The 24,135-nt window shown below is 61.9% G+C and carries 20 protein-coding genes, 1 pseudogene and 1 riboswitch; of the genes and pseudogenes, 10 read left to right on the top strand and 11 right to left on the bottom strand.

What is annotated here, in order from left to right; genetic code table 11:
• Positions 1-3: 3 nt before the first annotated feature.
• A riboswitch (TPP riboswitch) is annotated at positions 4-107 on the top strand.
• Between the two features lie 34 nt (positions 108-141).
• Together ACOYO3_RS11450 and ACOYO3_RS11445 are read left to right on the top strand one after the other, a co-directional pair.
• A complete protein-coding gene (locus ACOYO3_RS11450; RefSeq protein WP_002512871.1) occupies positions 142-771 on the top strand; it encodes an ECF transporter S component in 630 nt (209 codons plus the stop codon).
• Positions 768-2,867, top strand: a complete 2,100-nt coding sequence (locus tag ACOYO3_RS11445) for an ATP-binding cassette domain-containing protein (protein ID WP_427305894.1) — start codon at positions 768-770, stop codon at positions 2,865-2,867. Before ACOYO3_RS11450 ends, ACOYO3_RS11445 begins: the two co-directional genes overlap by 4 nt.
• A 12-nt stretch (positions 2,868-2,879) precedes the next feature.
• Here ACOYO3_RS11445 and ACOYO3_RS11440 read toward each other — a convergent pair whose 3' ends face one another.
• Both ACOYO3_RS11440 and ACOYO3_RS11435 read right to left on the bottom strand, forming a co-directional pair.
• Positions 2,880-4,055: a glycosyltransferase family 4 protein gene (locus tag ACOYO3_RS11440; protein ID WP_002512873.1), complete on the bottom strand. Its 1,176-nt coding sequence runs from the start codon at positions 4,053-4,055 to the stop codon at positions 2,880-2,882.
• Between the two features lie 92 nt (positions 4,056-4,147).
• Positions 4,148-4,567 carry a DoxX family protein gene (locus tag ACOYO3_RS11435; protein WP_002512874.1) on the bottom strand — a complete coding sequence of 140 codons (420 nt, stop codon included), beginning with the start codon at positions 4,565-4,567 and terminating at the stop codon, positions 4,148-4,150.
• A gap of 138 nt (positions 4,568-4,705) precedes the next feature.
• Here ACOYO3_RS11435 and ACOYO3_RS11430 point away from each other — a divergent pair, with 138 nt between their 5' ends.
• Positions 4,706-4,930, top strand: coding sequence for a hypothetical protein (locus tag ACOYO3_RS11430; RefSeq protein WP_002521019.1), 225 nt, complete (start codon positions 4,706-4,708; stop codon positions 4,928-4,930).
• 203 nt (positions 4,931-5,133) lie between these two features.
• Here the strand turns inward: ACOYO3_RS11430 and ACOYO3_RS11425 are convergent, their stop codons facing one another.
• The 3 genes from ACOYO3_RS11425 to ACOYO3_RS11415 are packed head-to-tail and all read right to left on the bottom strand — an operon-like array spanning position 5,134 to position 11,612.
• Entirely contained in the window at positions 5,134-6,141 is a 1,008-nt protein-coding gene (locus ACOYO3_RS11425; RefSeq protein WP_002524623.1) for a dihydroorotate dehydrogenase-like protein, read from the bottom strand.
• A 23-nt stretch (positions 6,142-6,164) separates the two neighbouring features.
• The gene (nifJ, locus tag ACOYO3_RS11420) at positions 6,165-9,779 is read right to left on the bottom strand and encodes a pyruvate:ferredoxin (flavodoxin) oxidoreductase (RefSeq protein WP_002524624.1); all 3,615 of its coding nucleotides are present in this window, start codon (positions 9,777-9,779) and stop codon (positions 6,165-6,167) included.
• 15 nt (positions 9,780-9,794) lie between these two features.
• Positions 9,795-11,612: an NAD(P)-binding protein gene (locus ACOYO3_RS11415; RefSeq protein WP_002518640.1), complete on the bottom strand. Its 1,818-nt coding sequence runs from the start codon at positions 11,610-11,612 to the stop codon at positions 9,795-9,797.
• A gap of 248 nt (positions 11,613-11,860) precedes the next feature.
• On the opposite strand from ACOYO3_RS11415, the gene ACOYO3_RS11410 reads away from it, so the two are divergent.
• The gene (locus ACOYO3_RS11410) at positions 11,861-12,178 is read left to right on the top strand and encodes a thiamine-binding protein (RefSeq protein ID WP_002515786.1); all 318 of its coding nucleotides are present in this window, start codon (positions 11,861-11,863) and stop codon (positions 12,176-12,178) included.
• Positions 12,179-12,199: 21 nt separating this feature from the next.
• Here ACOYO3_RS11410 and ACOYO3_RS11405 read toward each other — a convergent pair whose 3' ends face one another.
• On the bottom strand, positions 12,200-12,862 hold the full coding sequence (locus ACOYO3_RS11405) for a FadR/GntR family transcriptional regulator (RefSeq protein WP_002522913.1): 663 nt from the start codon (positions 12,860-12,862) through the stop codon (positions 12,200-12,202).
• Positions 12,863-13,355: 493 nt separating this feature from the next.
• Between ACOYO3_RS11405 and ACOYO3_RS11400 the strand changes: the two genes are divergently transcribed.
• From ACOYO3_RS11400 to ACOYO3_RS11380, 5 genes and pseudogenes are all read left to right on the top strand, one after another.
• On the top strand, positions 13,356-15,044 hold the full coding sequence (locus ACOYO3_RS11400; RefSeq protein WP_002524626.1) for an L-lactate permease: 1,689 nt from the start codon (positions 13,356-13,358) through the stop codon (positions 15,042-15,044).
• A gap of 42 nt (positions 15,045-15,086) precedes the next feature.
• Positions 15,087-15,893: a (Fe-S)-binding protein gene (locus ACOYO3_RS11395; RefSeq protein WP_002524627.1), complete on the top strand. Its 807-nt coding sequence runs from the start codon at positions 15,087-15,089 to the stop codon at positions 15,891-15,893.
• Positions 15,894-15,896: 3 nt separating this feature from the next.
• A complete protein-coding gene (locus tag ACOYO3_RS11390; protein WP_002522917.1) occupies positions 15,897-17,432 on the top strand; it encodes a LutB/LldF family L-lactate oxidation iron-sulfur protein in 1,536 nt (511 codons plus the stop codon).
• Positions 17,429-18,109 (top strand): LutC/YkgG family protein, encoded by a 681-nt coding sequence (locus ACOYO3_RS11385; protein ID WP_002522918.1) that lies wholly within the window; start codon positions 17,429-17,431, stop codon positions 18,107-18,109. The genes ACOYO3_RS11390 and ACOYO3_RS11385 overlap by 4 nt, the downstream gene beginning before the upstream one ends.
• A gap of 133 nt (positions 18,110-18,242) precedes the next feature.
• Positions 18,243-18,461 (top strand): annotated as a pseudogene (locus ACOYO3_RS11380) (ATP-binding cassette domain-containing protein); the annotation flags it as partial.
• Here the strand turns inward: ACOYO3_RS11380 and ACOYO3_RS11375 are convergent.
• Entirely contained in the window at positions 18,455-18,652 is a 198-nt protein-coding gene (locus tag ACOYO3_RS11375; RefSeq protein ID WP_002522919.1) for a hypothetical protein, read from the bottom strand. The pseudogene ACOYO3_RS11380 and the gene ACOYO3_RS11375 sit on opposite strands and share 7 nt — an antisense overlap.
• A 19-nt stretch (positions 18,653-18,671) precedes the next feature.
• A complete protein-coding gene (locus ACOYO3_RS11370) occupies positions 18,672-19,043 on the bottom strand; it encodes a hypothetical protein (RefSeq protein WP_002522920.1) in 372 nt (123 codons plus the stop codon).
• Between ACOYO3_RS11370 and ACOYO3_RS11365 the strand changes: the two genes are divergently transcribed.
• A complete protein-coding gene (locus ACOYO3_RS11365; protein ID WP_002522921.1) occupies positions 19,032-19,220 on the top strand; it encodes a hypothetical protein in 189 nt (62 codons plus the stop codon). The two genes, ACOYO3_RS11370 and ACOYO3_RS11365, sit on opposite strands and share 12 nt — an antisense overlap.
• A 586-nt stretch (positions 19,221-19,806) precedes the next feature.
• Here the strand turns inward: ACOYO3_RS11365 and cydC are convergent.
• The 3 genes from cydC to cydB form a co-directional block, all read right to left on the bottom strand.
• On the bottom strand, positions 19,807-21,411 hold the full coding sequence (gene cydC, locus ACOYO3_RS11360; protein ID WP_002522922.1) for a thiol reductant ABC exporter subunit CydC: 1,605 nt from the start codon (positions 21,409-21,411) through the stop codon (positions 19,807-19,809).
• Positions 21,408-22,976: a thiol reductant ABC exporter subunit CydD gene (cydD, locus tag ACOYO3_RS11355; RefSeq protein ID WP_002525776.1), complete on the bottom strand. Its 1,569-nt coding sequence runs from the start codon at positions 22,974-22,976 to the stop codon at positions 21,408-21,410. The genes cydC and cydD overlap by 4 nt, the downstream gene beginning before the upstream one ends.
• Positions 22,977-23,051: 75 nt before the next feature.
• A complete protein-coding gene (cydB, locus tag ACOYO3_RS11350; RefSeq protein ID WP_002517210.1) occupies positions 23,052-24,125 on the bottom strand; it encodes a cytochrome d ubiquinol oxidase subunit II in 1,074 nt (357 codons plus the stop codon).
• Between the last annotated feature and the right edge of the window lie 10 nt (positions 24,126-24,135).

Raw genomic sequence — 24,135 nt, 5'->3', positions numbered from 1 at the left:
CGAGGGCAACGACAGGGGAGCATCGTCGGATGCTGAGAGTGGGCACTGCCCAGACCCTCGAACCTGAACCGGTTAGGACCGGCGTAGGGAGTCGGGCTCTTCGCGCTTTCGCGCCCCTTCCGAATGAGCGGAAGGACTTCTATGACCAACGACAAACTCACCGTGCGATACCGCACTATCGACATCGTGACCCCAGTGATGATTGCTGTGGCATTCGGCGTCATCTTCCTCGGTTATGGAGCGGTATATAGCCTCCTCAAGCCGGCCACGTCGGTGTATCTGCCCATTGAGGGCATCCTTTCTGGCATCTGGTTCCTGCCGGCACTTCTTGCCGGGCTCATCGTTCGTAAGCCGGGCGCAGCCTTACTCTCCGAGGTTCTGGCGGCCACCGTTGAGGCTGCTCTCGGCGGCCCGTGGGGGGCTGGCACCCTCATTTCCGGTGTCGTCCAGGCCCTGCCGATGGAACTATGTTTGCTCGTCGTCGCCTACCGTAAGGCCGGTCCGAAGCTCGTCCTGGTGGCCGGGGCTCTTACCGGTTTCGCTGAGGCCATCTACGAGCGCATCTCCTACTACCCGATGTTCCGTTTCGGCGATACGATCGTCTACTTCGTTTTCATGATCGTTTCCGGGGCTCTGCTTGGCGGTCTGGTGGCATGGGGTATCGTCCGTGGCCTCGCGGCTGCCGGTGCGCTCAGCCCCTTCGCAGTTTCTCGTGAATTGCGTGGCGGGAAGTCACCCCGGAGCACAACCTCATCGCGAAACCTGTCATGACTGACGTCTTGGCCTATGCTGACCACGTTGACGAGGTTTCTAGTCGCCGGGCGGTGCCGGTGGATGTCGAGGAGTTGACGGTCGGCGTTCCTGATCGCGACGAGCCCATTCTTGGCCCCATCGACCTCCATTTGGCGGCAGGATCCCGGATACTTGTATCTGGACCGTCGGGGGCTGGTAAGACCACTTTGCTGCACGCCGTCGGCGGCTTACTGGAGGAAGAGAGCTACGACCTCACCGGGCGGGTGAACACGTGGTCCGGCGACGTGAACGTCGGACTGTTGCAGCAGGAACCGATCCACTCCGTCGTTGCTGCTACATGCGGACGAGACATCGCTTTTGGCCCGGAGAACCATCGTGTCGCGCGTGAGGACATCTGGTCGATCGTCGAGGATTCCCAACGACGAGCCCGGTTCACCATGCCCATGGACCACTCGACTACGAAGATGTCCGGCGGCCAGATGCAGCGCCTCGCCATCGCCGGGATCCTCGCCACCAATCCCGGGCTGTTGCTGCTTGATGAGCCCATTTCCATGCTCGACGAGGAGTCGGCTACGGCGATCCGTGATGAGGTCGCCAGGATGGCCCATGACCGAACTGTGCTCGTCGTCGATCACCATCCCGACCAGTGGCGTGGCGTCCTTGACCAGGTCGTCGAATTGACCGACCACGGCACCCTCAAGAAGATCTGGGACTTTGAAGACTTCCTGGACTCGCGTGAGGCAACGTCATTGCCGCCACACACCTCCATCGCGGGCGAGGTGGTTGCTTCTACCAGCTCCCTCGATGCCCACCGTCCCCAGTCCGACGACGTGCTGCTGCGTGGTGTCACCATGTCTGCCCGGCGTGGTCACATCACCGTTCTGTCGGGCCCGAGTGGGGTTGGCAAATCCACCCTGCTGAGGCTGCTCGCTGGCCTTGACGTCCCCGCGTCTGGCGAACTCACCCTGCCTGACCAGACCGCCTGGGTGCCGCAGAACCCGGAGAATTACCTGGTGGCTCGAACGGCTGCCGACGAGTTGTTTGCCTCGCCGATGGTCCCGGAGAACGCCGATCTTAGGGACTTGGTGCGGACCTTCGGGCTCAAACCGTTCCTGGACTCCCACCCCATGACGTGCTCCGGGGGCGAGAAGCGGCGCCTTGCTATCGCGGCAGCTGTGGCCCAGCTCCCCGACCTTCTCCTCCTCGATGAGCCGACTGTCGGCCTCGACGACGACCGCGGCGTGAGCGTGCTGTCAGCGATTCGTGCTGCTGCTGACTCAGGTGTCGCCGTCGTCGTTTCCTCCCACGATCGTCAGGTCATAGCTATGGCAGACGAGGTTGTCGACGTCGCCTCTTACCGCGTCCCGGACCCCACTCCCAATGAGCGTCCGGGAGAAAAACCGGCCTTCCTGACGACGATCAACCCCCTCGTTGTTTTTCTCATTGCCATTGCTGGCATTTTCGGGTCTCTCTTTGTGCGCTCCCCCCTCGTGGGGGCTATGGGACTTATCCCGGCTGCCGTGATGGCCCCGATGTGCTCCCGCCGTGTCAAACCCTTGGTGGTGCGGACGGTGCCGGTTCTCATCGCTGCGGTGATGCTGGTCTGGACGACCCTGTTACTGCACAGCGGGTTCACTGACCCGTCCGCCTGGAGCGAGGCGACTCGTCAGGGACTGAGGATTCTCGTCTTTGTCCTGCCAGGGGCGCTGGCCTCGGCGGCCATCGACCCTACTCGGTTGGGTGACGCCTTGGCCCAGCAGACCCACCTGCCGCAGCGTCCGGTGGTGGCTTCAATGGCCGGAGTGGTGCGGATGGGTCACCTAGGTGACCAGTGGCACATTCAGTCCGATGTACGTAACTTGCGCGGGTTGGGCCCCAAGCGGTCCCTGTCCTCGCGGATCACGTACCTGTCGTCAATGACCTTCGCGATGGTGCTGTATGCCATGAGGTCCTCGGAAGTCCTTAGCCGAGCGATGGATTCCCGCGGATTCGCGACGGCGACCCGCCGGACCTATGCGCTGGAGTCGCGCTGGCATGCTCGTGATCTGTGGGGAGTGGTGCTTGCAGCGTTTGTTGTCGCGGTTCCAGCCCTGGCGGCGGTGTTGTTCGGCTGAACTGACGCGCGCTCAGCGATATAGTGCTTTCTCGAGCACCCTCGCCAGCTTGTCGACGGATGCCTGCAGGGAGTACTTGTTTGCCATGAGTTCACGGGCCCGCTCGTGCCAGCGCTTCATGGTGGCTTCGTCGGCGTCACGTACCCGCTCGATACCGGCTACCAGGTCAGTGGAGTCGACGCATGCGCCCACCTCGTCGTCGCTGATGACGTCGCGGATGGGCACCTTGGCGTTGGAGACGACGGCTAGCCCGGCAGCCATGTAGTCGTAGAGCTTGTTGGGGCTCATACCTTTGTCGAAGACCGACTGCGGGGATACCGTGTGCAGACCGACGTCGCAGGCCGACAGGATGCGCACCAATTCTGACTTCGGCACCTGGTCGTGGAAAGTGACGTTGGTTAGGCGGAGCTTGGCGACTTCGTCAATGGCCCACTGCTTACGCGCCCCGGCACCGACCAACAGAAAGTTGACGTCGGGCAGGCGACGGGCGGCATCGACGATGAGGTCCAGTCCGACGTAGTTGGCATGGGTTCCCGAGAACACCGCGGTGAACCCGGAGATGCCGTACTCCTTGCGCAACTCTTCGCGGGACTCTTTGACTTCGTATTCAGCCAGGTCGGCGCCATTAGGGACGACGGTGACCTTGTCGACGTTAATGCCGAGTTCGCGGAAGTGGTCCTCCCAGCCCTTCGTGACGACGACGATCTGGCGAGCGTGGGCGTAGATGGTTTTTTCCAACCCTTGCAGCACCTTGTGCAGGGCTGACCCCTCCTTGAGGGCGCCGCCCGATACCAAGGATTCCGGCCATAGATCGCGGACTTCGACGACGAATGGCTTGCGACGAAGAGCGGCGACGACCATCCCGACTGCGGGGGACAAAATCTGTGGGGAGGAGGCAAAAATGACGTCGGCCGGGCGGACTAGGGCGCGGGCTCCGGCGCCGGCGGCAAAGGCAACCCAGCCGAGGACCCGCTTGACTCCGTTGCCCTTGTACTCCGGGATCGGGACGAGGGTGTAGCGCGGGTCGTCAACCGTCATGCGCTCACCGGAGGTGTGGTTGATGTTGGCAGCATAAAAATGGGGCTGCCAGCCGCGCAGCCGGGAAAACATGTCAAAGTTCCGGGTGATGCCGCCCGATCCCGGTGGAAAGGCGTAGTGATTGATCACGCTGACCTTGCGTTGCGGCATCTTTCCTCCTGGGTTTGGGCGCACACTAACCCTACCGGGCATGGTCGCTGCCTATGGACAGAGCCACGACCGGAGCCGTAGCCCTGAGGGTGTTAGTCCTCGCGGGTGCCTTCCAGAGCTAGGCCCACCAGGATGGGCTGGAAGAGCAAGCGAATTGCGCGCTTGCGGTCGTCGTCAAGGCCGAATCCATCCTTGTGCTCGACGAGTTGGCCGACGTTGCCAGGGAAAATTGCGGCGAAGAAGGCAGCTGCGCTGCGTCCCCAGAACTTCTTGTGACGGCCTGACAGTAAGGCGGCGCCGAGGATGATCTCGGCGGTACCTGACAGCCAGACAACCGTGTCGTCATCGACCGGTACCCAATCGGGTACCTGAGCTTGGAACTCCTCGCGGACGAAGGTGAGGTGACCGACACCGGCGTAAGCCAGTAGCCCGCCTACTCCGAGACGGCTCAAGGTGCGTAAGGGGTGGCGCTTCGAGGGCGATGGGGCAGTGAAGTGTGATGGGCGGGACATTGATCCTCCTGACGACCGGAAGCGGTACTCAATCGATGATAACTCGTGGAAATTCTGGTTCTGTTTCGTCGTGGAGGCAGCCAAGGTAGCGCGGGGCCCTCTGCGGAACCCGTTTACCACGGCTGGCCCCAGGGTCCGCTGACCGATTCCGGCAGCGGCCGATCATGGCGCTCGGATCGGTTCCCTGAGCTTGTGGCTGGCACGTTCAAGATGACGTCGAGTCGGGGTGATCATGTGATGGCCTCGCGCACCAGCATTACAGCTCAACCGGCGGGTTCGACACCGCGCCTTTGCGGTAGCGCCCTGGCCATTGGATACCGCTATTCGCTCGAGAGGTGGTGTGGTATCTCGGTTGGTGAGTAATGACTGAGCAACCTGAGATGGCACCGGACATCATCATTACCCCGATTGCCACACGCGGGGAGAGCCGGGGAGAGGTGCGAGGTTGAGGAGAAACGTGGGCTCTCCCGGGCAGGGCGCATCGCCCGTGCACTTGTCAGCGATAGGTGTCGGACATAACGAGGGGCCGGTGACGATCGCCACCGGCCCCTCTGGACATTCGAGGGTCAGGATCCGTAGGTTGTTTTGGCCTTCTCGAGGGCCGCGACGTAACCATTGCGTTCGTACTCGGCGGTCGACGCATCATTTGGGACAGCGAGCATTCCGCGCAGCGTGTCGAGGTTGACCTCCTTGCGTGGCAGGTAGGACTCCAGTCCTTTCTGCAGCTCGGTCGCGTACCCGGTGCCGTGACGCACCAACGCTGAAGTGGTCATAACGACGTCGGCTCCAGCAAGCAGGTATTTGACAACGTCGGCGGCGCTCTCGACACCTGAGGACGCAGCCAGCGATGCGCCAATGCGGCCCGACAGTGCAGCAATCCACGTCAGTGGCAGGCGAGCGTCAGCCGGGGAAGACAGCCACACCCCGGGCTCTACTTGCATTGTCTCGACGTTGATGTCGGGCTGCAGGAACCGGTTGAACATCACTAGGGCGTCGGCACCAGCGGCATCCAGACGGGTGGCCATATTGCCCAGGGCCGAGAAGAACGGCGAGAGCTTGACAGCAACCGGTACACTCACGGCGTCTTTGACGGCCTGGACGATCTCGACGTGGCGGTCTTCGACTTCTTCGGCTGATTGTTCAAGGTCGCCGGGCACCATGTAGATGTTGCACTCGATGCCTGCCGCGCCGGCGCCCTCCATCCGCTTGGCGGTGTCGACCCAGCCGCCGTTTGTGGCCCCGTTGAGGGACGCAATGACGGGGATGTCAACGGCATTGGCGCTGGCCTCCAGATGGGCGAGGTAGCGTTCGGTAATGCCGCCTTCGTTGCTGGCCACGGTCGGGAAGAAGCTCAGCGACTCGGCGAACGAGTCCATGTACTCTAGCTCGATTTCGGCTTGCCGAGCCTCCTCGTGCCTCACCTGTTCCTCGAATAGGGAGTACATGACGATGGCTCCGACCCCGGCGTCGGCGAGGGCCTTGACCCCGTCGACTTTCTGCTGGATGGGGCCGGCGGAGGCAACTAATGGCGACTTCAGGGTTAGCCCCATGTACTTGGTGTGAAGATCACTCATGACACGTCATTCCTTCGTGGCTGTCAGGCGCGGTTGGATGAAGCGGCGAACTCGGACATACGGGCATCGACGGCGAAGTTCTCGGCGGTGCGAGATGCCATTTCGGCATACTCGGCGTAGCGACGTTCCACCTGGCGCTGGCCCAGGTCCAGCAGACGTTCGGCCTCTTCCGGATGGGCCTTTTGGAGCATCCGGTAACGCAGTTCGAGCTTGGTGTACTCCCGCCACGTCTCGTCGGGTTTGGGGGAGTCGAGCAGGAATGGGTTGCGCCCTTCGTCGGCTAGCACCGGGTTGTAACGCATCAGCGGCCAGTGTCCACAGTGGACCGCCTTGTACTGCTGGTCCAGGCCGTTGCGCAGGTCATAGCCGTGGGCGATGCAGTGGCTGTAGGCGATGATGAGGCTCGGGCCAGGGTAGGCCTCGGCCTCGCGGAAGGCCCGCAGGGTTTGCTGCGGATCGGCGCCCAGGGCCACGCGGGCGACGTACACCGACCCGTAGGCGATGGCCTGCAGGGCCATGTCTTTTTTGGCGGTGGGTTTGCCAGCCGAGGCGAATTTGGCGACCGCGCCTAGCGGGGTCGATTTCGATGCCTGACCACCGGTGTTGGAGTACACCTCGGTGTCGAGGACCAGGACGTTGACGTCGCGGCCGGAAGCGAGCACGTGGTCGACGCCACTGGAACCGATGTCGTAAGCCCAACCGTCACCGCCGATAATCCACACCGACCGGCGCAGTAAGTGGTCGGCGACGCTCATGAGGTCGCGCACTGCCGGGGTCTGTTCCATGTCGGCGAGCTTGGTTTGGAGCTCCTTGACGCGGTGCTGCTGGCTCTGCAGGTCGTGCTCGGTCAGCTGCGGGGCGTGTAGCAGATCCTCGACGAACTCCGGGTCGAGCTGACTGGACACCTCCTGGAGGCGGCGTCTGGCTAGCTCGGTTTGGACGTTGGCCGCCATCCGCATACCCAGGCCAAACTCGGCGTTGTCTTCGAATAGCGAGTTCGACCATGCCGGGCCACGTCCTGATGCGTTCTTGCCCCACGGGGTCGTTGGTAAGTTACCGCCGTAGATGGAGGAGCATCCAGTGGCGTTGGCAACCTCGGCGCGGTCACCGAAGAGCTGGGTGATGAGCTTGACGTAAGGTGTCTCGCCACATCCCGAGCAGGCCCCGGAGAACTCGAAGAGGGGCTCCAGGAACTGGGTGCCTCGTACGGTGGCGAAGTCGACACGGGAGCGATCATTAACCGGGATCGTCTCGAAGAACTTCACGTTCTCGCGCTGGACGGTCTTGTCGAGGTGCTCTTCAAGGTTGATGGCCTTGCGGTCGGGTTCCCCGACTGGGTGGGCCGGGCAGGCCTCGACGCACAGTCCGCAGCCGGTGCACTGGTCGGGGACGACCTGCAGGGTGTAGCAGGACTCCGGCAGACCGGCGGCATTGAGTTCTGCGGACTGGAAGGATTCCGGGGCACCCTCGAGCTGAGACTGCGGGTAGTACTTGGAGCGAATGACGCCGTGCGGGCAGACGAAGGCGCAGTTGCCGCACTGGATGCAGGCGTTGGGCTCCCAGGTGGCGATGACGTCCGATAGCGTCCGCTGCTCGTACTTTGTGGTGCCGGCAGGGTAGGTGCCGTCATCGGGCAGGGCCGACACGGGCAGCAGGTCGCCGAATCCCTCGATCATTCGGGCGGTAACATTCTTGACGAACTCGGGGGAATCCTCGCGCACAGCCGGGATGAGGCTGTGGTTGGCAGTCATCTGGTCGGGAACCTTGACCTGGTGTAGGTGTTCCAGGGAGGCGTCGACGGCCGCATGGTTCATCTCGACGATCTTCTGGGACTTTTTACCGTAGGTCTTTTGGATCGAATCCTTGATCTTCGCGATGGCCTCATCCTTGGGCAGCACGCCAGAGATCGCGAAGAAGCAGGTTTGCAGGATGGTGTTGGTGCGGTTACGCAGACCCACCTTGCGGGCTACGGACAGGGCGTCGATGGTCCACAAGTCGAGGTGCTTATCGAGGACCTGACGTTGCATGGTGTCGGGCAACTTGTCCCACACCTCATCGACCGCGTACGGAGAGTTGAGTAGGACGGTGGTTCCCTCGCGGGCCATTGTCAGCACATCCATCGACTTCAGGATCCCCCAGGCGTGGATACCGATGAACCCTGCCTGGCTGACCAGGTAGGGGGCCTCAATCGGCTTGGGTCCGAAACGCAGGTGGGAAGTCGTCTTGGAACCGGACTTCTTAGAGTCGTAGACGAAGTAGCCCTGGGCGTAGGTGTTGGGGTCCGATCCGAGGATCTTGATGGTGTTCTTGTTAGCACCGACGGTGCCGTCAGAACCCATGCCGTAGAACACTGCGCGGATCGTTGTGGGATCCTCGATGTCGAGGGGTTCCCATGGCAGGGATATGCCGGTGACGTCGTCGTCGATACCGATGGTGAAGCGGGGACGCGGACTCTCCAGCTCGAGCTCGGCGACGATCCCGGCCACCATACCGGGGGTGAACTCCTTTGACGAGATCCCGTAACGGCCGCCTGAGACAATCGGCATGGAATTTCGGGTGCCGCGGGAATAAGCCTCGGATAAGGCAGCCAGCACGTCGAGGAAGAGGGGCTCGCCGTTCGAGCCGGGCTCCTTGGTGCGGTCCAAGACGGCAACGGTACGAGCTGTCTCCGGGATGGCTTTGACGACCTCGGCGACCGGGAAGGGACGGAACAGGTGCAACTCGACGAGACCGAGTTTGTGCCCGCGGGCGTTGAAGTGGTCGATGGTGTGCTCGATGGTGCGGGCGCCAGAGCCCATGCAGACTATGACCTCGGTGGCTTCAGGATCACCGTGGTACTCAACGAGATGGTATTGACGTCCGACGACCTGGGCGAACTCGTCCATGAGGGACTGGACGATGCTCGGCACCTTCTCGTAGTACTTGTTTGCGGCCTCACGAGCCTGGAAGTGGGTGTCGGGGTTCTGGGCGGTGCCGCGGATGAACGGGTGAGCCGGAGAGAGGGCGCGCTCCCGATGAGCGTGGACGAGGTCATCGGTGATGAAGTGTCGGATGTCGTCGTCCGAGAGCATCTCGAGCACGTTGAGTTCGTGGGAGGTGCGGAAACCTTCAAAGAAGTGCATGAAGGGCACGCGGGAGTGCATCGTCGCTGCCTGGCTGATGAGGGCCAGGTCGTGGCATTCCTGCACGGTCGAGGAGCACAACATGGCGAAGCCGGTTTGACGGCAGGCCATGACATCCTGGTGATCGCCGAAGATGGATAGGCCCTGGGCGGCTAGCGAACGGGCGGCCACGTGGAAGACCGTGCTGGTGAGCTCACCAGCGATCTTGTACATATTCGGGATCATGAGCAGTAGGCCTTGGGAGGCCGTGAAGGTGGTGCTCAGGGCGCCACCCTGCAGAGCGCCGTGTATCGCCCCGGCGGCGCCACCTTCGGACTGCATCTCCATGACGGTGGGGATGTCTCCCCAGATGTTCTTGCGCCCGGCGGCAGACCACTCGTCGGCGGTTTCAGCCATCGGGGAGGACGGGGTGATCGGGTAGATCGAGCACAGTTCGTTGCAACGGTAGGCGACCGAGGCGGCGGCGGTGTTGCCGTCGGCAATGGTGCGGACGCGGGAGTCGGAGCTATTTGCCATGGTCAGTCCTCCTTCTCAGTTCTCGGAGTCGACGGTGAACTTCAGCGAAGCTGACCGTTGTGGATTAGGTTCAGGACGCACCGCCCAGCCGGGTGTGGGGTTGCCAGATCCCTGTACGGTGGCCGGGTCCGTGCCTTCGGGAATCATCTCAATAGCATGAACTGGGCACTGGTCGAAGCAAGTGGCGCATCCGGTGCATTTGTCGTAGTTGAATTCGTAGCGGTGGCCCTTGCCGAGCTTGATAATGGCGTCCTCAGGGCAGGAACCGTAGCAGCCGTCACATTCGAAGCAGTTACCGCAGGATAGGCATCGTCCGGCTTCGAAGTGGGCCTGATCGTCGGTGAGTCCACCGACGACCTCGTCGAATCCGACGCGCTGGGTCGGGTCGAGTTCGGGCTGGTGACGACGCAGGTGATCGCCGAAGTACCACAGGTTGAGGTCGTTGAAGCCCACCGTGGTGTTCTTGGCGGTCGGGTAACCGGACTCGCGGTTCAGCCACAGGTCGATCTGACGGGCGGCGCGTTTGCCGTGGCCAACGCCGATCGTCACGGTGCGCTCGGAGGGGACGGTGTCGCCGCCGGCGAAGATACCGGGGACGTCGGTCATGAGGGTTGAGGGGTTGACGTCGACGACGTCGTTGCGGAACCTCATACCGGGCATCTTGTGTAGGAAGCTGGTGTCGGCGTCCTGGCCGACGGCAAGGATGACGGTGTCGGCTTCGAGTTTCTCGTAGCGACCGGTGCCGTGCGGCTTGCCGTCCTCGTCGAGTTCCATGACCTCGACGGTGAGGTCGTCGCCGACGTCAGTGATGGTGCGCAGCCAGTTCATCTGGACGCCCTCGCGCTCGGCTTCTTCGCGCTCTTCGGCGTGGGCGGGCATCTGCTCTGCGGTGCGTCGGTAGACGACGATGGACTCCTCGGCGCCGAGGCGCTTGGCGACGCGCGCGGCATCCATGGCGGTGTTGCCGCCGCCGTAAACAGCTACGCGGCGTCCAATGAGTGGCTTCTCGCCGGCGGCGACGTTGTGCAAAAAGCTCACGGCGTCGACCATTCGGGAGGCATCAACGGTTGGGATGTCGACGCGTTTGGATAGATGGGCGCCGATGGCCACGAAGACGGCGTCGAAACGCCCCTTGGCCTTTTCTTCCATGAGGTCGTTGACGGGATGGTTGAGGACGATCTTGATGCCGAGGTCGGTGAGACGTGCTACTTCGGCGTCGAGGATTTCGCGCGGTAGACGGTATTCGGGGATGCCGTAGCGCATCATGCCGCCGACTTTGTCGCCCGCGTCGTGGATCTCGACGTCGTGGCCAAGCATTGCGAGGTGGTAGGCGGCAGACAGGCCGGCCGGGCCAGCGCCAATGACGAGGACGCGGTGCCCGGAGGGCTCCGTGGGCCTGGTGAACGTCCAGCCCTTTTCAATGGCAAGGTCACCGAGGTAGCGCTCCACGGAGTGAATGGACACGGCACCATCGAGGTCGGCGCGGTTACAGGCCACTTCGCAGGGGTGGTAGCAGACACGACCGTGGATGGCAGGGAAGGGGTTGTCGGCGGTCAGTTGACGCCATGCCTTCTCTTCTTCGTGGGCCTTGATGAGGCGCAGCCACTCCTGAATGTTTTCGCCGGCTGGGCAGCCAGCATTACAGGGAGGAAGCATGTCGAGGTATACGGGTCTGCGGGTACGGGTGGGAGTAACGCGGCCGGTCGTGCGGGCTAGGTCAGGACGTGCAGTGATGTCCTGGTTTTCCCTGATGACGTACCCGTTTGGGTCGGTGGTGTCACTCGTCATAGTCTCGGCGCTCATACCTGGCTCTTCCTGTTGGAAATGCGGCATTTCAGATTGCGAATGTGGGGTTCGCAAACGAACCTACAGCCGATGTTAGACCACATGTGAAAGGGCGTGCAGGTCAGGGTATAGGAGATGAAATTTGGTGCAGGAAGGTTTGCCTAAACCGCATCCGAGATTTTGGAATTACGAACCATTTTATTATCGAAATATGGTGAGGTATGAGGACTCGCAGCGGTGTGTGCCCTCGATGTCAAACTCGGTGGTTTCCTGGCCGATGGTGCAAGACTGGAACCATGATCGTTGCCTTCAGTCTTGTTCCCAGTGGTGGCCGAGCTTCACGGGAGGACGGTGGCGTTGCCGACGCCGTTGCTGCTGCTGTCAGAGTGGTTCGCGATTCTGGGTTGCCCAACCACACTTCGTCGATGTTCACTGAAATCGAGGGCTCGTGGGATGAGGTCATGGATATCGTTAAGCGGGCTACCGAAGCGGTTGCGCAGTATGGCACTCGGGTGTCGCTTGTACTCAAAGCCGATATTCGTCCCGGGCGTACCGGTGAGATGACGGCCAAACTGGAGCGACTCCAGGGGGAGCTGGATAAGCAGCACAACTGACCGCGGGTGAACCGGCGTTAATCATCTGTCGATGAGCAGGGTGTTGTAGGTATTGCGGATGTGCGCCTCGGTGACCTTGGCTGCTCGCTCGGAGTCGCCATTCTCGATCGCGGCAAGCATTTCTTGATGATCGCAGACGAGACCGTCACGCCATTGTTCCCACCCAATAAGGGAATGCTCCGCTTCCAAGATAGGTAGGTGCACCGCCTCGCGAATGGCCACCGTCAGGTCCCTCATGAGGCGGTTGTCTCCAGCTTCGGCTAAGGCGACGTGGAAGGCAGTGTCGAGGGCGTTGAAGGAGTCAGGTTGCATAGCGTCGTGCATTTGAACGAGGAGGTCTGTCGCCCGAGTTAAGGGCACAGGGGCGCGCACATTTGCCGCTGCAGCACAGGCAGCTTTTTCAAGCGCTATACGGGTTTCAGTGAGATCAGCGAACGAAACAACGTCGAGGGCTAATTGCAGCCGCAGTATGCGTCCCATGGCGTCTGAGGGGCGGGCGTCGACGCGGGTTCCATTGCTGCGTCCGGTGCCTGAGGACAGGATCCCCTGGGCCTCTAAAGCCCGAATGGCTTCTCGAACCGCTCCCCGACTGACGCTTAGAGAAGCTGCGAGCTCTCGCTCTGGGGGAAGACGAGAACCGTTGACCCACCGTCCGGCGAGGATTTCGTCGTCAATGTGGCGCATGACAACCGAGAACCCCCCCGATTTCGAGGCGGTGCTCGAATGGGTCACTGATGCCTGATGTCCAGCGTGTGGGTCTGGTCGACTGGAGCCGGCGTCGCGGGTCTGTGTCATGGCTGGGATCCTCGTCGGTGAGTTGATTCGTAGGCGCCAATAGTTCATCTTATGTCCACCTCATGAGCTTCCCGGGGCGATGTGGTGTGATCTCGGCGATTCTCATAGTGGCTTGGTGCGGTATGTGAGGTACGCCTGAGTCGAGATGTGCGCAGTCCGGTGCTGGACGTCGCCGCGCACGCTCACAACATATTTAAAGTCATTGACAGCGTAGGCAAACCTTAAATGCTGCACAAATAATTGTTAAGCTAACTACGAATTGAACGGAAGTGCTTGACGTCCATCGAAAAAGGTCCTACCGTCATATTGGTCGGACCAAATCGGTCCGACCTTGCCAGCGGTTAGCCGACCGTAGGCAGTGGTTGAACAACGGAGTTCTTCGATGGTTCTTCTCCAGACCTTCACCCCATCGGCCAACCCGCTGGGGTCGCAATGGCTGTCGGCCCTCTTGGCAGTCCTGCCGGTGCTGGCCATGCTCATTACCCTTGGTGCGCTGCGTTGGAAGGCGCACCTGGCTGGCCTCTTTTCGTGGTGTGTTGCCCTCCTTGTGGCGATCACCGCCTTCCGTATGCCGATCGGAATGGCGTTTTCCTCAAGCGTCCAAGGTTTCCTCTACGGCCTCTTCCCGATTTCATGGATCCTGCTGGGCGCCATCTGGATGTATCAGGTGACGGTCATTTCTGGTCGCTTCGACGACCTGCGCCGCACCTTCTTCCTCATCAGCGACGACCCGCGTGTGCTGGGCATCCTCATCGCCTTCTGCTTCGGTGGTCTACTAGAAGCCCTGGCCGGGTTCGGTGCCCCCGTCGCCATCGCCGCTGCGATGCTCATCGCTATCGGATTCGGCAAGCTCCGTGGTGCCATCACTGCCTTGGTCGCTAATACCGTCCCGGTGGCGTTCGGAGCCGTCGGTCTGCCGGTTCTCATGGCCGCCAAGACCGGTGGCTTGGACGTCGCGATGGTGGCCCCGGTCACCGCCCGTGTTTGCGCCGTGCTCTGCCTCGTCGTCCCCTTCCTCATGCTGGCGATCATGGACGGCCGTAAGGGTGTTCGCGAATGCTGGCCCTTTGGCCTGTTCGTCGGCGTCGTCTTCGGTGTGACGAAGGTCATCGTCGGCGGCACCCCGGTCTACAACCTCACTGAGATTTTCGCCGCCGTCGTCACCGTCGCCCTCTCCCTGCTTTTCCTTAAAGTCTGGAAACCCAAGGGCGGCCGCGAGGCCGCCGAGCGCATCGGCATCCCAATCGATCCGACCGTCGAGATCGAGTCGGTCGAGGCTCAGGAGGTCGACACCTCTGACCTCACTGGCAGCCGTATCTTTATGGCCCTCGTTCCCTACATCCTCGTCATCGTGGTCTTCGGTATCGCCGCTATCCCTGCTGTCAAGGACAGTTTCAAAGCCGCCGACGTGAAGATGGCCTGGCCTGGCCTATCCGGACTCATGACCGCCGGTGGCGAGGCCGCCGCCCACCAGGCATACACCTGGCAATGGCTGTCCCAGCCGGGCTTCTTGCTTGCCATCGTCGCAATTCTCGTGGGCTTCATCTACCGGGTGCCCCTCGCCGACGTCACTAAAGAGCTATGGATCAACGCCAAGAAGATGAAGTTTTCGATGCTGACCATCGGTTTGGTCGTCGCTTTGGCCTATGTGATGGGTGACTCCGGCCAGACCCTTGCTCTTGGCATGTTCATCGCTGGGGCAGGAGCGGTCTACCCGTTCCTCGCCCCGATCCTCGGTTGGATCGGCACGTACGTCACCGGATCCGATACCTCCGCCAACATCCTGTTCTCTGGCTTACAGAGCAGTGTGGGACAACAGGTCGGTGCTGGGTCATATCTTGGTATGGAAAGCATGCGGCATTTGCTGGTTGGTGCGGGCGCATCCGGCGGTGTCGTCGGCAAGATGATCTCCCCGCAGTCGCTGACCATCGCGGCCACCGCGATAGGTCTAGCCGGCGGCGAGTCGGTCATCCTGCGCAAGGTTTTTAAATTCTCGATCATCCTCCTCGTCCTGATGTGCATCATCGTCGGCCTCATGTCGACCCCGGTGCTCGGATGGATGGTCCCCTGAATCTGCTGACGGTTGACACCGCCTGGCATCCGTTCATTATCAATGGAGGTCACCATGACAACCACTACAAGCCCTGGCGCCAGGGCTACCTCGCCCGGCTTGCCGGGGGCGGGTATGACCGTCGGGCTGTTCATTACGTGCATCAATGACGTGATGTTCCCTCAAACGGGCGTGGCCGTCACCACCCTGTTGGAGCGCCTCGGCTGCAAAGTTGAGTTCCCACGGAAACAGACCTGTTGCGCCCAGATGACGACCAACACCGGATACTTCGACGAGGGTATTCCCACCGTCCGCCAGTACGTGCGAGCCTTCGGAGACTACGACTACATCGTCGCCCCCTCGGGGTCTTGTGTCGCCGCCGTTCGTGATCAGCACCCGATGCTCGCCGAGTATGCCGGAGATTCTGGTCTGGCCAAGGAGGTCGAGCACACCAGCCAGTGCACCTACGATCTACCCGAGTTCCTCATCGACATTCTCGGGGTCACTGACGTCGGCGCATATTTCCCGCACCGGGTGACGTATCACCCGTCTTGCCACGGCAAGCGGCTGCTGAACCTTGGTGATCGTCCCTACGATCTGCTGCGTCACGTCAGAGGCATGACCCTGGTCGACCTGCCGATGGCCGAGCAGTGCTGTGGGTTCGGCGGCACTTTCTGCATTAAGAACCCCGATATGAGTGCGGCAATGGCCAACGACAAGGCCCGCCACGTCCGCGAGACCGAGGCTGAGTACGTCGTCGCCGGCGATAACTCCTGCCTTATGAATATCGGTGGTGTGCTATCGCGCCAGAACTCGGGCGTTAAGCCGATTCACATCGCCGAAATCCTCGCCAACACTGAGGAGGACTGACCCATGGGCACCGAATTGCGTCGCGTCACGTACGGAAACCACGGCGTCGCCCGGCTGACCCCAGCTCCCGACAAGCCCGGCACGTACATGGGCATGCCGAAGTTTTCGAAGGCCGTCAAGGGTGAGTTGAACTTGTCGGTGCAGCGCAAGAATATGCGTAATGCCACCACGACGATTCGCAATAAGCGCGCCATGCGTGTCTCCGAATCCCCGGATTGGCAGGATCTGCGTGATGCTGCCGAGTCCATCAAGAATCGCGTCGGCCGCCACCTCGACCATTATCTCGTTGAGGCGGAGAAGAACCTGACTGCGAATGGCGTTCACGTCCACTGGGCCCGGGACGGTGAGGAGGCCAACCGCATCGTCGCCCAGATCGCCAAGGATAAGGGGGTTGACGAGGTCGTCAAGATCAAGTCGATCACCAGTCAGGAAACTGACCTCAACGAGTACCTCGAAGAGCAAGGCATCGCGGCGTGGGAGACAGACCTGGCTGAGCTCATTGTGCAGCTAGGCCACGACCGTCCGTCCCATATCGTCGTGCCGGCCATCCACCGTAATCGTGCCGAGGTCCGCGAGATCTTCCTGCATGAGATGAAGAATTATGGCCGTCCGGCCCCCGAGGACATCTCGGAGAACCCGCCGGAGCTGGCCAATGCGGCTCGTCTGCATTTGCGCGAAAAGTTCCTGCGTGCCGAAATGGCCGTCTCGGGTGGCAATTTCGTGCTCGCCGATACCGGGTCCCTAGTGATCGTTGAGTCTGAGGGCAATGGCCGTATGTGCCTGACTCTGCCGGACACCCTGGTGTCGATCGTCGGCATCGAGAAGGTGCTGCCGAGTTTTGACGACCTTGAGGTGTTCCTCAAGCTGTTGCCGCGTTCGGCCACCGGGGAACGGATGAACCCGTACAACTCGGTGTGGAGCGGTGTGACCGACGGTGACGGGCCACAGGAACAGCACGTCATTTTTCTTGATAACGGTCGTACCGACGTGCTTGCCGACACCCTTGGCCGCGAAGTGTTGAGGTGCATCCGGTGTGCTTCGTGTATCAACATTTGCCCGGTGTACGAGCGGGCGGGCGGTCACGCTTACGGCTCGGTGTACCCGGGGCCGATCGGTGCTGTGCTCAATCCGCAGTTGCGGGGCGTGGAGCATCCCGTCGATCGTGGTCTGCCGTATGCGTGTTCGCTGTGCGGTGCGTGTAATGAGGTATGCCCGGTGAAGATCCCCTTCACCGATATCCTCCTCAAGCTGCGTAATAAGGTGGTCAAGTCCGAGAAAGCCGACCGTATACCGCAGGACTACGAGGTGGCCGGCGAGATGGGTCTCATGAAGACGGCCTCGTGGGCGTTCAGTGATCACAAACATTTCGAGGCGATCCAGGTTGGCTCGCGTGGCGTGGGACGTGTTCTGCGGGGCAAGAAGATGGGGCCGGTTCCGGTGCCGGTGGCCGAGCGGTGGCTTAAATATCGCGACGTTGACGCACCCCCGGCTGACACTTTCCGCACCTGGTGGAAGAAGAACAGACAGGAGCAGCGATGACCACCATCAGCACTGATCCGGTGGCGCGTACCGAGATCCTCGCCCGGATTCGTCGCGCCAGCACTGACATCACCAATTCTGACCCGGTCGCAGATGTGCCGATCGAGTGGGAGTACGGCACTGGCATCGACATGGACGACGTGGTTGGCACCTTTGTCGAAAAGGTCATCGACTACAAGGCGACCGTCGTGCGGGTCAAGGGGGCTGACGTTCCCCAGGCCGTCGTTGAGGGGCTGAGGTCTACCGGTGCTGAGCACAGCGCCGTCGTTCCGGTCGGTTTGGACAAGTCCTGGGTGGAGGCGATCAAGACTGCCGGGTTTGACGCCCGCCTCGATGATCCGCAGCTATCGAAGAAGGAGCTCAATGACACCGATGCTGTCGTCACCGGCGCTGCGTGTGGTATCGCTGACACGGGCAGCATCGTGTTGACCCACGTGGAGGACCAGGGGCGTAGGGCCATCACCCTTGTCCCGGATCGCCACGTCTGCGTCGTCAAGGCTAGCCAGGTGGTTTCCGACGTCCCGGAGGCCATCCAGATCGTCAAACCGGCGGTGCATGAGGGACACCCGTTGACCTTCATTTCCGGTGGTTCGGCCACCTCTGACATTGAGTTGTCCCGGGTTGACGGAGTGCATGGGCCTCGTCGGCTTTATGTCATCGTCGTCGACGACCGGTAAAACACGACCAGAACTAGTGCCCCGGTTGAGGGACCGGGGCACTGCTGTGCCTGAGGGTGTAAGGAAGATGCGCCGTTCAATGCAGCCGGGTCTGTTTGGCTGCTTTCGTGACGTTCCAGTACGATCAGCGACGATGATCATTGACGATGTGACGTTTTCCTACCGGCGTCACCACGAGGTCCTGCACGGTGTGACCGTCGAGCTTGCTCCCGGCAGGACCGTCTTGCTGGGCCCTAACGGGGCAGGTAAGTCCACTCTGTTTTCTCTGTGCTCGGGATCCAGGGCGCCCACCTCGGGGAGGATCGGTCTGGCCGGGGTGGCTGAGGCGTCGTCGCGGACGTTGCGTCAGCGAGAGTCTGAGCTGCTACTACGTGCGGTGGCAACATGAATGACCGCTGACGCAAGGCCGATCACAGCGAAGGGGATGTAAAGCCACCAGTGCGTGCCGTGAGTGAGCGCATCGGTGATTTTGACGACGATGAAACCGGCGACAAGCCAGCCGACCAAGGCCAGGAAGGCGTTGCGCCAAGAGCGTTGAAACATGGTGATGAATCTCCTTAGCCTAGAACAGGCAGCCGCTGACAGCGTCGCCAACGCGGACCCAGCCGTGTGCGTCGGAGCGGTACCAAGCCCAGCCAGCTCCCGCAGCACAGAGCACAACGGCCCCCGGTCCGACCTTCTTCGCGAGGAACTTCCCCGCTTTGAGTCCCTTTGGGGCCATTACCTTGACGCCTGACCAAGTCTTGCCAACGACCCATCCAGCTTTTGAGCCAAGCCACTTGGCTGCGCTGGCGACCTTCGATCCGCCATGCTTGATTGCGGACCAGATTTCCGACCACGATGGGTCGGCGACGATTGGATAGGTGTAGCCACCGCTTCTGTGGTCGACGACCTGGGTGAGCTTACTACCATGGATCTCGTAATGCGTTGGCACAGGCCGGCCGATTGCGTCGCGAGCCCATGCACGTTCGACGTGGCCAACTTGAACGAGTTCGTCGTTCGAATCCGCATAAAACAGATCAGCGCCGCCATGCCCGTCGCTGCTGATCCGAGTGATGTTGTGGAAGGTGTAGGAGAACGTTTGAGGAGCGCTCTCAGTCAGGAGGATTGAGTGGACTGTTGCTTCACCTTCAGCAGGGGTGGTGATAGCTAGTGCAAAGTTGTCCGATCTGGCATCGTCGCCGAGAGTTGCGACTGTGCTATCGCTGCTCCTCGTGACGTTGCTGGAGGACCCGGGTAGGGAAACTGAGAAAGACTCATTGTTTGAGAAGTGAGTAATTGAATTACCGCTATTAGAGGCACGAACTTCAGTACGTTCGGTGTCCTGAGCTGTTGATGCAGTCGTAGAACTATCACTAAAGAATTCTCGGTATGTTGTTGGTGCGACACTGGCGGAGGCGGCTGCACTGCGGGTGAGTGCTGCACTGTCGTCTGCACTGAGGATGGTCGTGGAATGTGCAGGGGCCGGTGTGGTTGTTGCGAGGAGGCAGACGGTAGTGAGACAGGCGAAGGGGATCTGAAGCGAGGGTCGTATGGACGCCATAGCCGAAAATGTAACAGGGTCGGTGTCACAATTAAGTAACGACTGTGTAGATTCCAGATTTAATCTCATTTGTGCTGAAGGTCGCCACTGCAGCTGATTCGTGAGGTTGAGTGACGTTCGTCGTTGGCGGTCCCTTGCGAGTTTGCTGTGTAAGTTAGCCCACTTCCCACACCCGGTCGCATCGTGCCATGACGAGAGGGTCGTGGGTGATGACCACTTTCGCGGCCCCACCGGTGGTCGCCCACAGGTCGCTCATGAGAGCCTCGGAGGTCTCGACGTCTAGGTGCTCGCTGGGCTCGTCGAGGATGAGCAGATCGTGAGTTGCAGGATCGGCTGGAGTGCCATGGTTGACGAGCACCCGCGCCAAGGCCAGGCGTTGGGCCTCACCGCCTGACAGGGAGCTGCCGTCCTCGGTGACCACTCGTCGCGGCGGAATTGCTAGGCCAGCGCGAGACAGCGCTGTGAGAACCTCGTCCTCGGTGGCCTCTTTGCAGCCGATGCGTACATTTTCGCTGATTGACGTTGCGAACACATGGGCATTCTGGGCCAAGTAACGCACCCGCCCGGTCGTCGTCACTGTCCCGGCCAATGGGGGGATGAGTCCCATGATGGTTGCCGCGAGGGTTGTCTTTCCAATTCCTGACCTGCCGACGATGGCCACCGATTCTCCAGCCGCCACCTGCAAGTTGACGTTCGAGAGCACGGGCTGGTCTCCCGGCCAACCAACCGTCAGCTCCTCGATCACCAAGGAGGGTTTTTCCTCGGAAGCGGCCGCGGTGGGGGAATCGCCCACCCCGACCTGAGGCGCGTCGAGCACCTCGGCTACCCGCTGCAGGGCCGCCATGGCACGGGTATGAGTCTGGGCAGCCCCCGTGAACGCTCCGAACACCTCGTGGAGGGCCAGTGGGGTTAGCACCAGCACAGCCAGGATTCGCCCACCGATACGCCCGTCGGCAACCGCATTGCCACCGATCCATAGGGCCGAGACGACTGCTAATCCGGCTGCCAGGATCTGACCTGCGGTGCCGAGACCTCGTCCCCATGCTGCTCGTTTCTCGGCAGTGCGCAACCGGGAATCGACCTCCAACACGTCGGCCAGGATCGCGTCCTGGGCTCCGTAAGCCACCAGATCTGGGGCGCAATGGGCCAACTCGCGAGTGCGGTCGGCCAACTGACCACGCAGCGGCACCAAGGAAGAGTCGGCAGCCCGGGACAGGCGTTGGGTGATCGCCGGCATGACGACGGCCGCCAGTAGGGCCGACAGTAGTAGGACCGCAGCCGAAGCCAATGAGAACCGGGCTAGCAGGACCGTCGTGCCAATGATGACGAGGCTTGACGCGCACGCCGGAACGATCACCCGCACGACCATGTCCAACACCGCGTCGACGTCGGCAGTAACCCGTACCAGCAGGTCACCCCGGCGACGTCCCAGCAGGGTGGTACGTGACAGCCGGTCGTAGACCCGCATCCGCAATGCCCCCTGCATCCGCAGAGCCAGGTCGTGGCCTACCAGACGTTCGGCGTAGCGGAAGACACCGCGGGAGATGCCGAAGAATCGCACCCCGACGGCTGCGGCCTCCAGGTAGAGCACCGGTGGCATCTCTGCGGCCCGAGACAGCAACCACGCTGACACACCCATGAGGGCCACCGACGCCCCGGATGCACACGCGGCGAGCAGGGTCGACAGGACGAGTAGCCAGCGACCTCGCGGGACATCCCGCAACAGAGTCTTGAGCAACTGGGTGGTTCGCGCGTTCATGCCAGCACCTCCAGGTCGACGACCACGTCAGCTGCCGCGATGATGTTGCGACGATGGGACACGACGAGCACCGATGCTCCCGAGGCACGTACCGCCTCCAACACGGTCGCCTCGGTGTCGGCGTCAAGACCTGCCGTCGGCTCGTCAAGGACCAGCAGACCGGCCTCGGCCTGCTCCACCCGCACCAGAGCGCGGGCCAAGGCCACACGACGACGTTCCCCGGCGGACAGACCTTCGGCGTCGTCGTCGATACGCTTATTCAACGGGATTGCCGCGGCTCCGCAGCGATCCAGGGCGTCGCGCAACATGGCCTCGGGCGCATCCGAGCACCCTAAACGGATGTTCTCGGCCACCGTACCGGCCATCATCGCTGGCACCTGGGGCACGTAGGCCAGCTGACGTCGCCACGACTGCCATACCGATTCGTCGGCTCCGATGAGCTCGCGATCGCCGACGAGGATAGACCCGGAATCGGGGTCGATGAATCCGAGCACACACGACAGGGCGGTCGTCTTGCCACCACCGGAGTGCCCGACGAGGGCGACGACACTCCCGGGCTCGATGCGCAGAGACAACCCGTCAGGGGCGGCACGATCCGTCCCTTCATACGTGTGCGTCAACCCGCTGATGACCACCGGGACCTCGCGAGGTGAGGCGATCTCGACGTCGCTCTTGGGTGCCGTCGGCCGCCCGGACTCAATAAGCCCGAAGGACACCTCTGCGGCGGCCATTCCGTCAGCGGCATCGTGGAAGAGCACCCCCACCTGCCGCACCGGCAGGAAAACTTCGGGGGCGAGGATGAGGATGAACAGGGAGGTGCGCAGGTCCATTCCGCCAGCGGCAACCCGGAAACCGACGGTAACGGCCACCAGGGCTACCGAAAGGGTCGCCAATAGCTCAAGGACGAAAGAGGACAGGAAGCTGATGCGCAGGGTGCGCATTGTTTCGGAGCGGTTGGCCGCCTCGGTGCGGCGCAGCCCCTCGAGTTGGGCGCGGGCTCGCCCGAAGACCTGCAGGGTCGGCAGCCCAGCGACCAGATCAGCGAAGTGGTTGGCCAGTCGGGTGGCTACCTTGAACCGTTTTGCTACGGCCGCCTCGGTCCGCCAGCCAATGAGGGCCATGAAAACGGGGATGAGCGGGATCGTCACGACGACGATGACGACGCTGGTGAGGTCGTTTAGGCCGATCGCGGTGGCTAGCACTACTGGCACGATGACGGCCAGTACAAGCTGGGGAAGGTACTTCGAATAGTAGCCGTCGAGGGCGTCCAGACCTGTTGTCATCAGGCTGATGAGGGTTCCCGATGGCATCGTTGCGTCAGTGGGACGCGACAACCTGGCTTGCAGGATGTCGCGCCGCAATTGCGACTTGACTGACGCTGAAGCTCGATGAGCCAGGGATTCTTGCAGCCAGGCGAGGCAAGCTCGACCACAGAACACCGCCGCAAGCAGCCCGCACCACATCGCCACGCCGTCGAGATGATGGGCGGCGAAGACCGACGAGACACCACGGGACAGCAACCAGGCCTGTGCGAGGATGAGCAAAGCCGTAGCCACGCCCACCACGCACAGACCTGCGAGAAAGGGAAGAGTGGCCCGCGCCCGGCGAACCAGGCGCGGATCCAGCGGAGCTGCCACGGATTAGGCAGCCACCGCGGTGTCCGGGATGGCCTCCCGAGTGAGGCGCTTGCGGAACACCCAGTAACTCCAGACCTGGTAGGCCAGCACAATCGGCACGAAGACGCAGGCGCTGATCGTCATGATCTTCAGTGTCCGGCCGGTTGCGGAGGCGATCCACATGTCGAATGCGATACCCGACGGGCGGTACCCGAGGTTACCGTACATGGCGAACATGCAGGCAACGATCATGAGGGCGATACCCAGAGCGGTGCACAGGAAAGCCAGCCCCTCGCGGCCCTTGGCGACGACCGCCGAACCAGCGGCCAGCAGCACGACGACGAGCAAGCAGATGATCCAGGTGAGCACCTGACGTCCGTCTCGGGTGACGTACATGATGTTGAACATCAAGGCCCACACCAGGGCAACGACGGTGGCGATCCAGCCCAGCTTGGCCGAGGTCTTGCGAGCGCGGTCGTGCATGTCACCCATCGTTTTGAGCGCGACGAAGTTAGCTCCGTGAGCGCAGAAGAGCACCACGAACAGAATGCCGCCGATGAGGGCGAACGGGGTGAACAAGCCCCAGAAGGAGGTCGTCACTAACGGCGCAGTGCCGCCGTCTGGGGTCGAGTGCGGGCCGACGGCCAGGCCGCGGACGAAGTTCGCGAAGCCGACGCCGAGCACCAAGGTGGGCAGGAAGGAACCAATAGTGGCCATCCAGTCGAAAGCGTTGCGCCACGAGGAGGACGGGTTCTTCGAACGATATTCGAAGGCAACGCCACGGACGATGAGACCGAGCAACACCAGTAGTAGTGGCAGGTACAGACCGGAGAACATCGTCGCGTACCAGCCGGGGAAGGCGGCGAAGGTAGCGCCACCGGCGGTCAGCAACCACACCTCGTTGCCGTCCCAGGTCGGTCCGATGGTGTTGACCATGAGACGACGATCCTTGTCGTCACGTCCCAGGAAGGGCAGCAGCATGGCGACGCCGAAGTCGAATCCTTCGAGGAAGAAGAATCCGACCCACAGAACGGTGATGAGGACGAACCAGACGATCGTCAGGGGCGAGTGGGCAGTAGTTTCAAGAACGGGAAGCATGTCGTTACCT

Origin of the sequence: Cutibacterium sp. KBN10P07758 (assembly GCF_050286205.1) — a bacterium.
Classification (GTDB): Bacteria; Actinomycetota; Actinomycetes; order Propionibacteriales; family Propionibacteriaceae; genus Cutibacterium; species Cutibacterium acnes.
The sequence above is the reverse complement of the archived record's forward strand: the minus strand, read 5'-3'. Positions and strand labels throughout refer to the sequence as shown.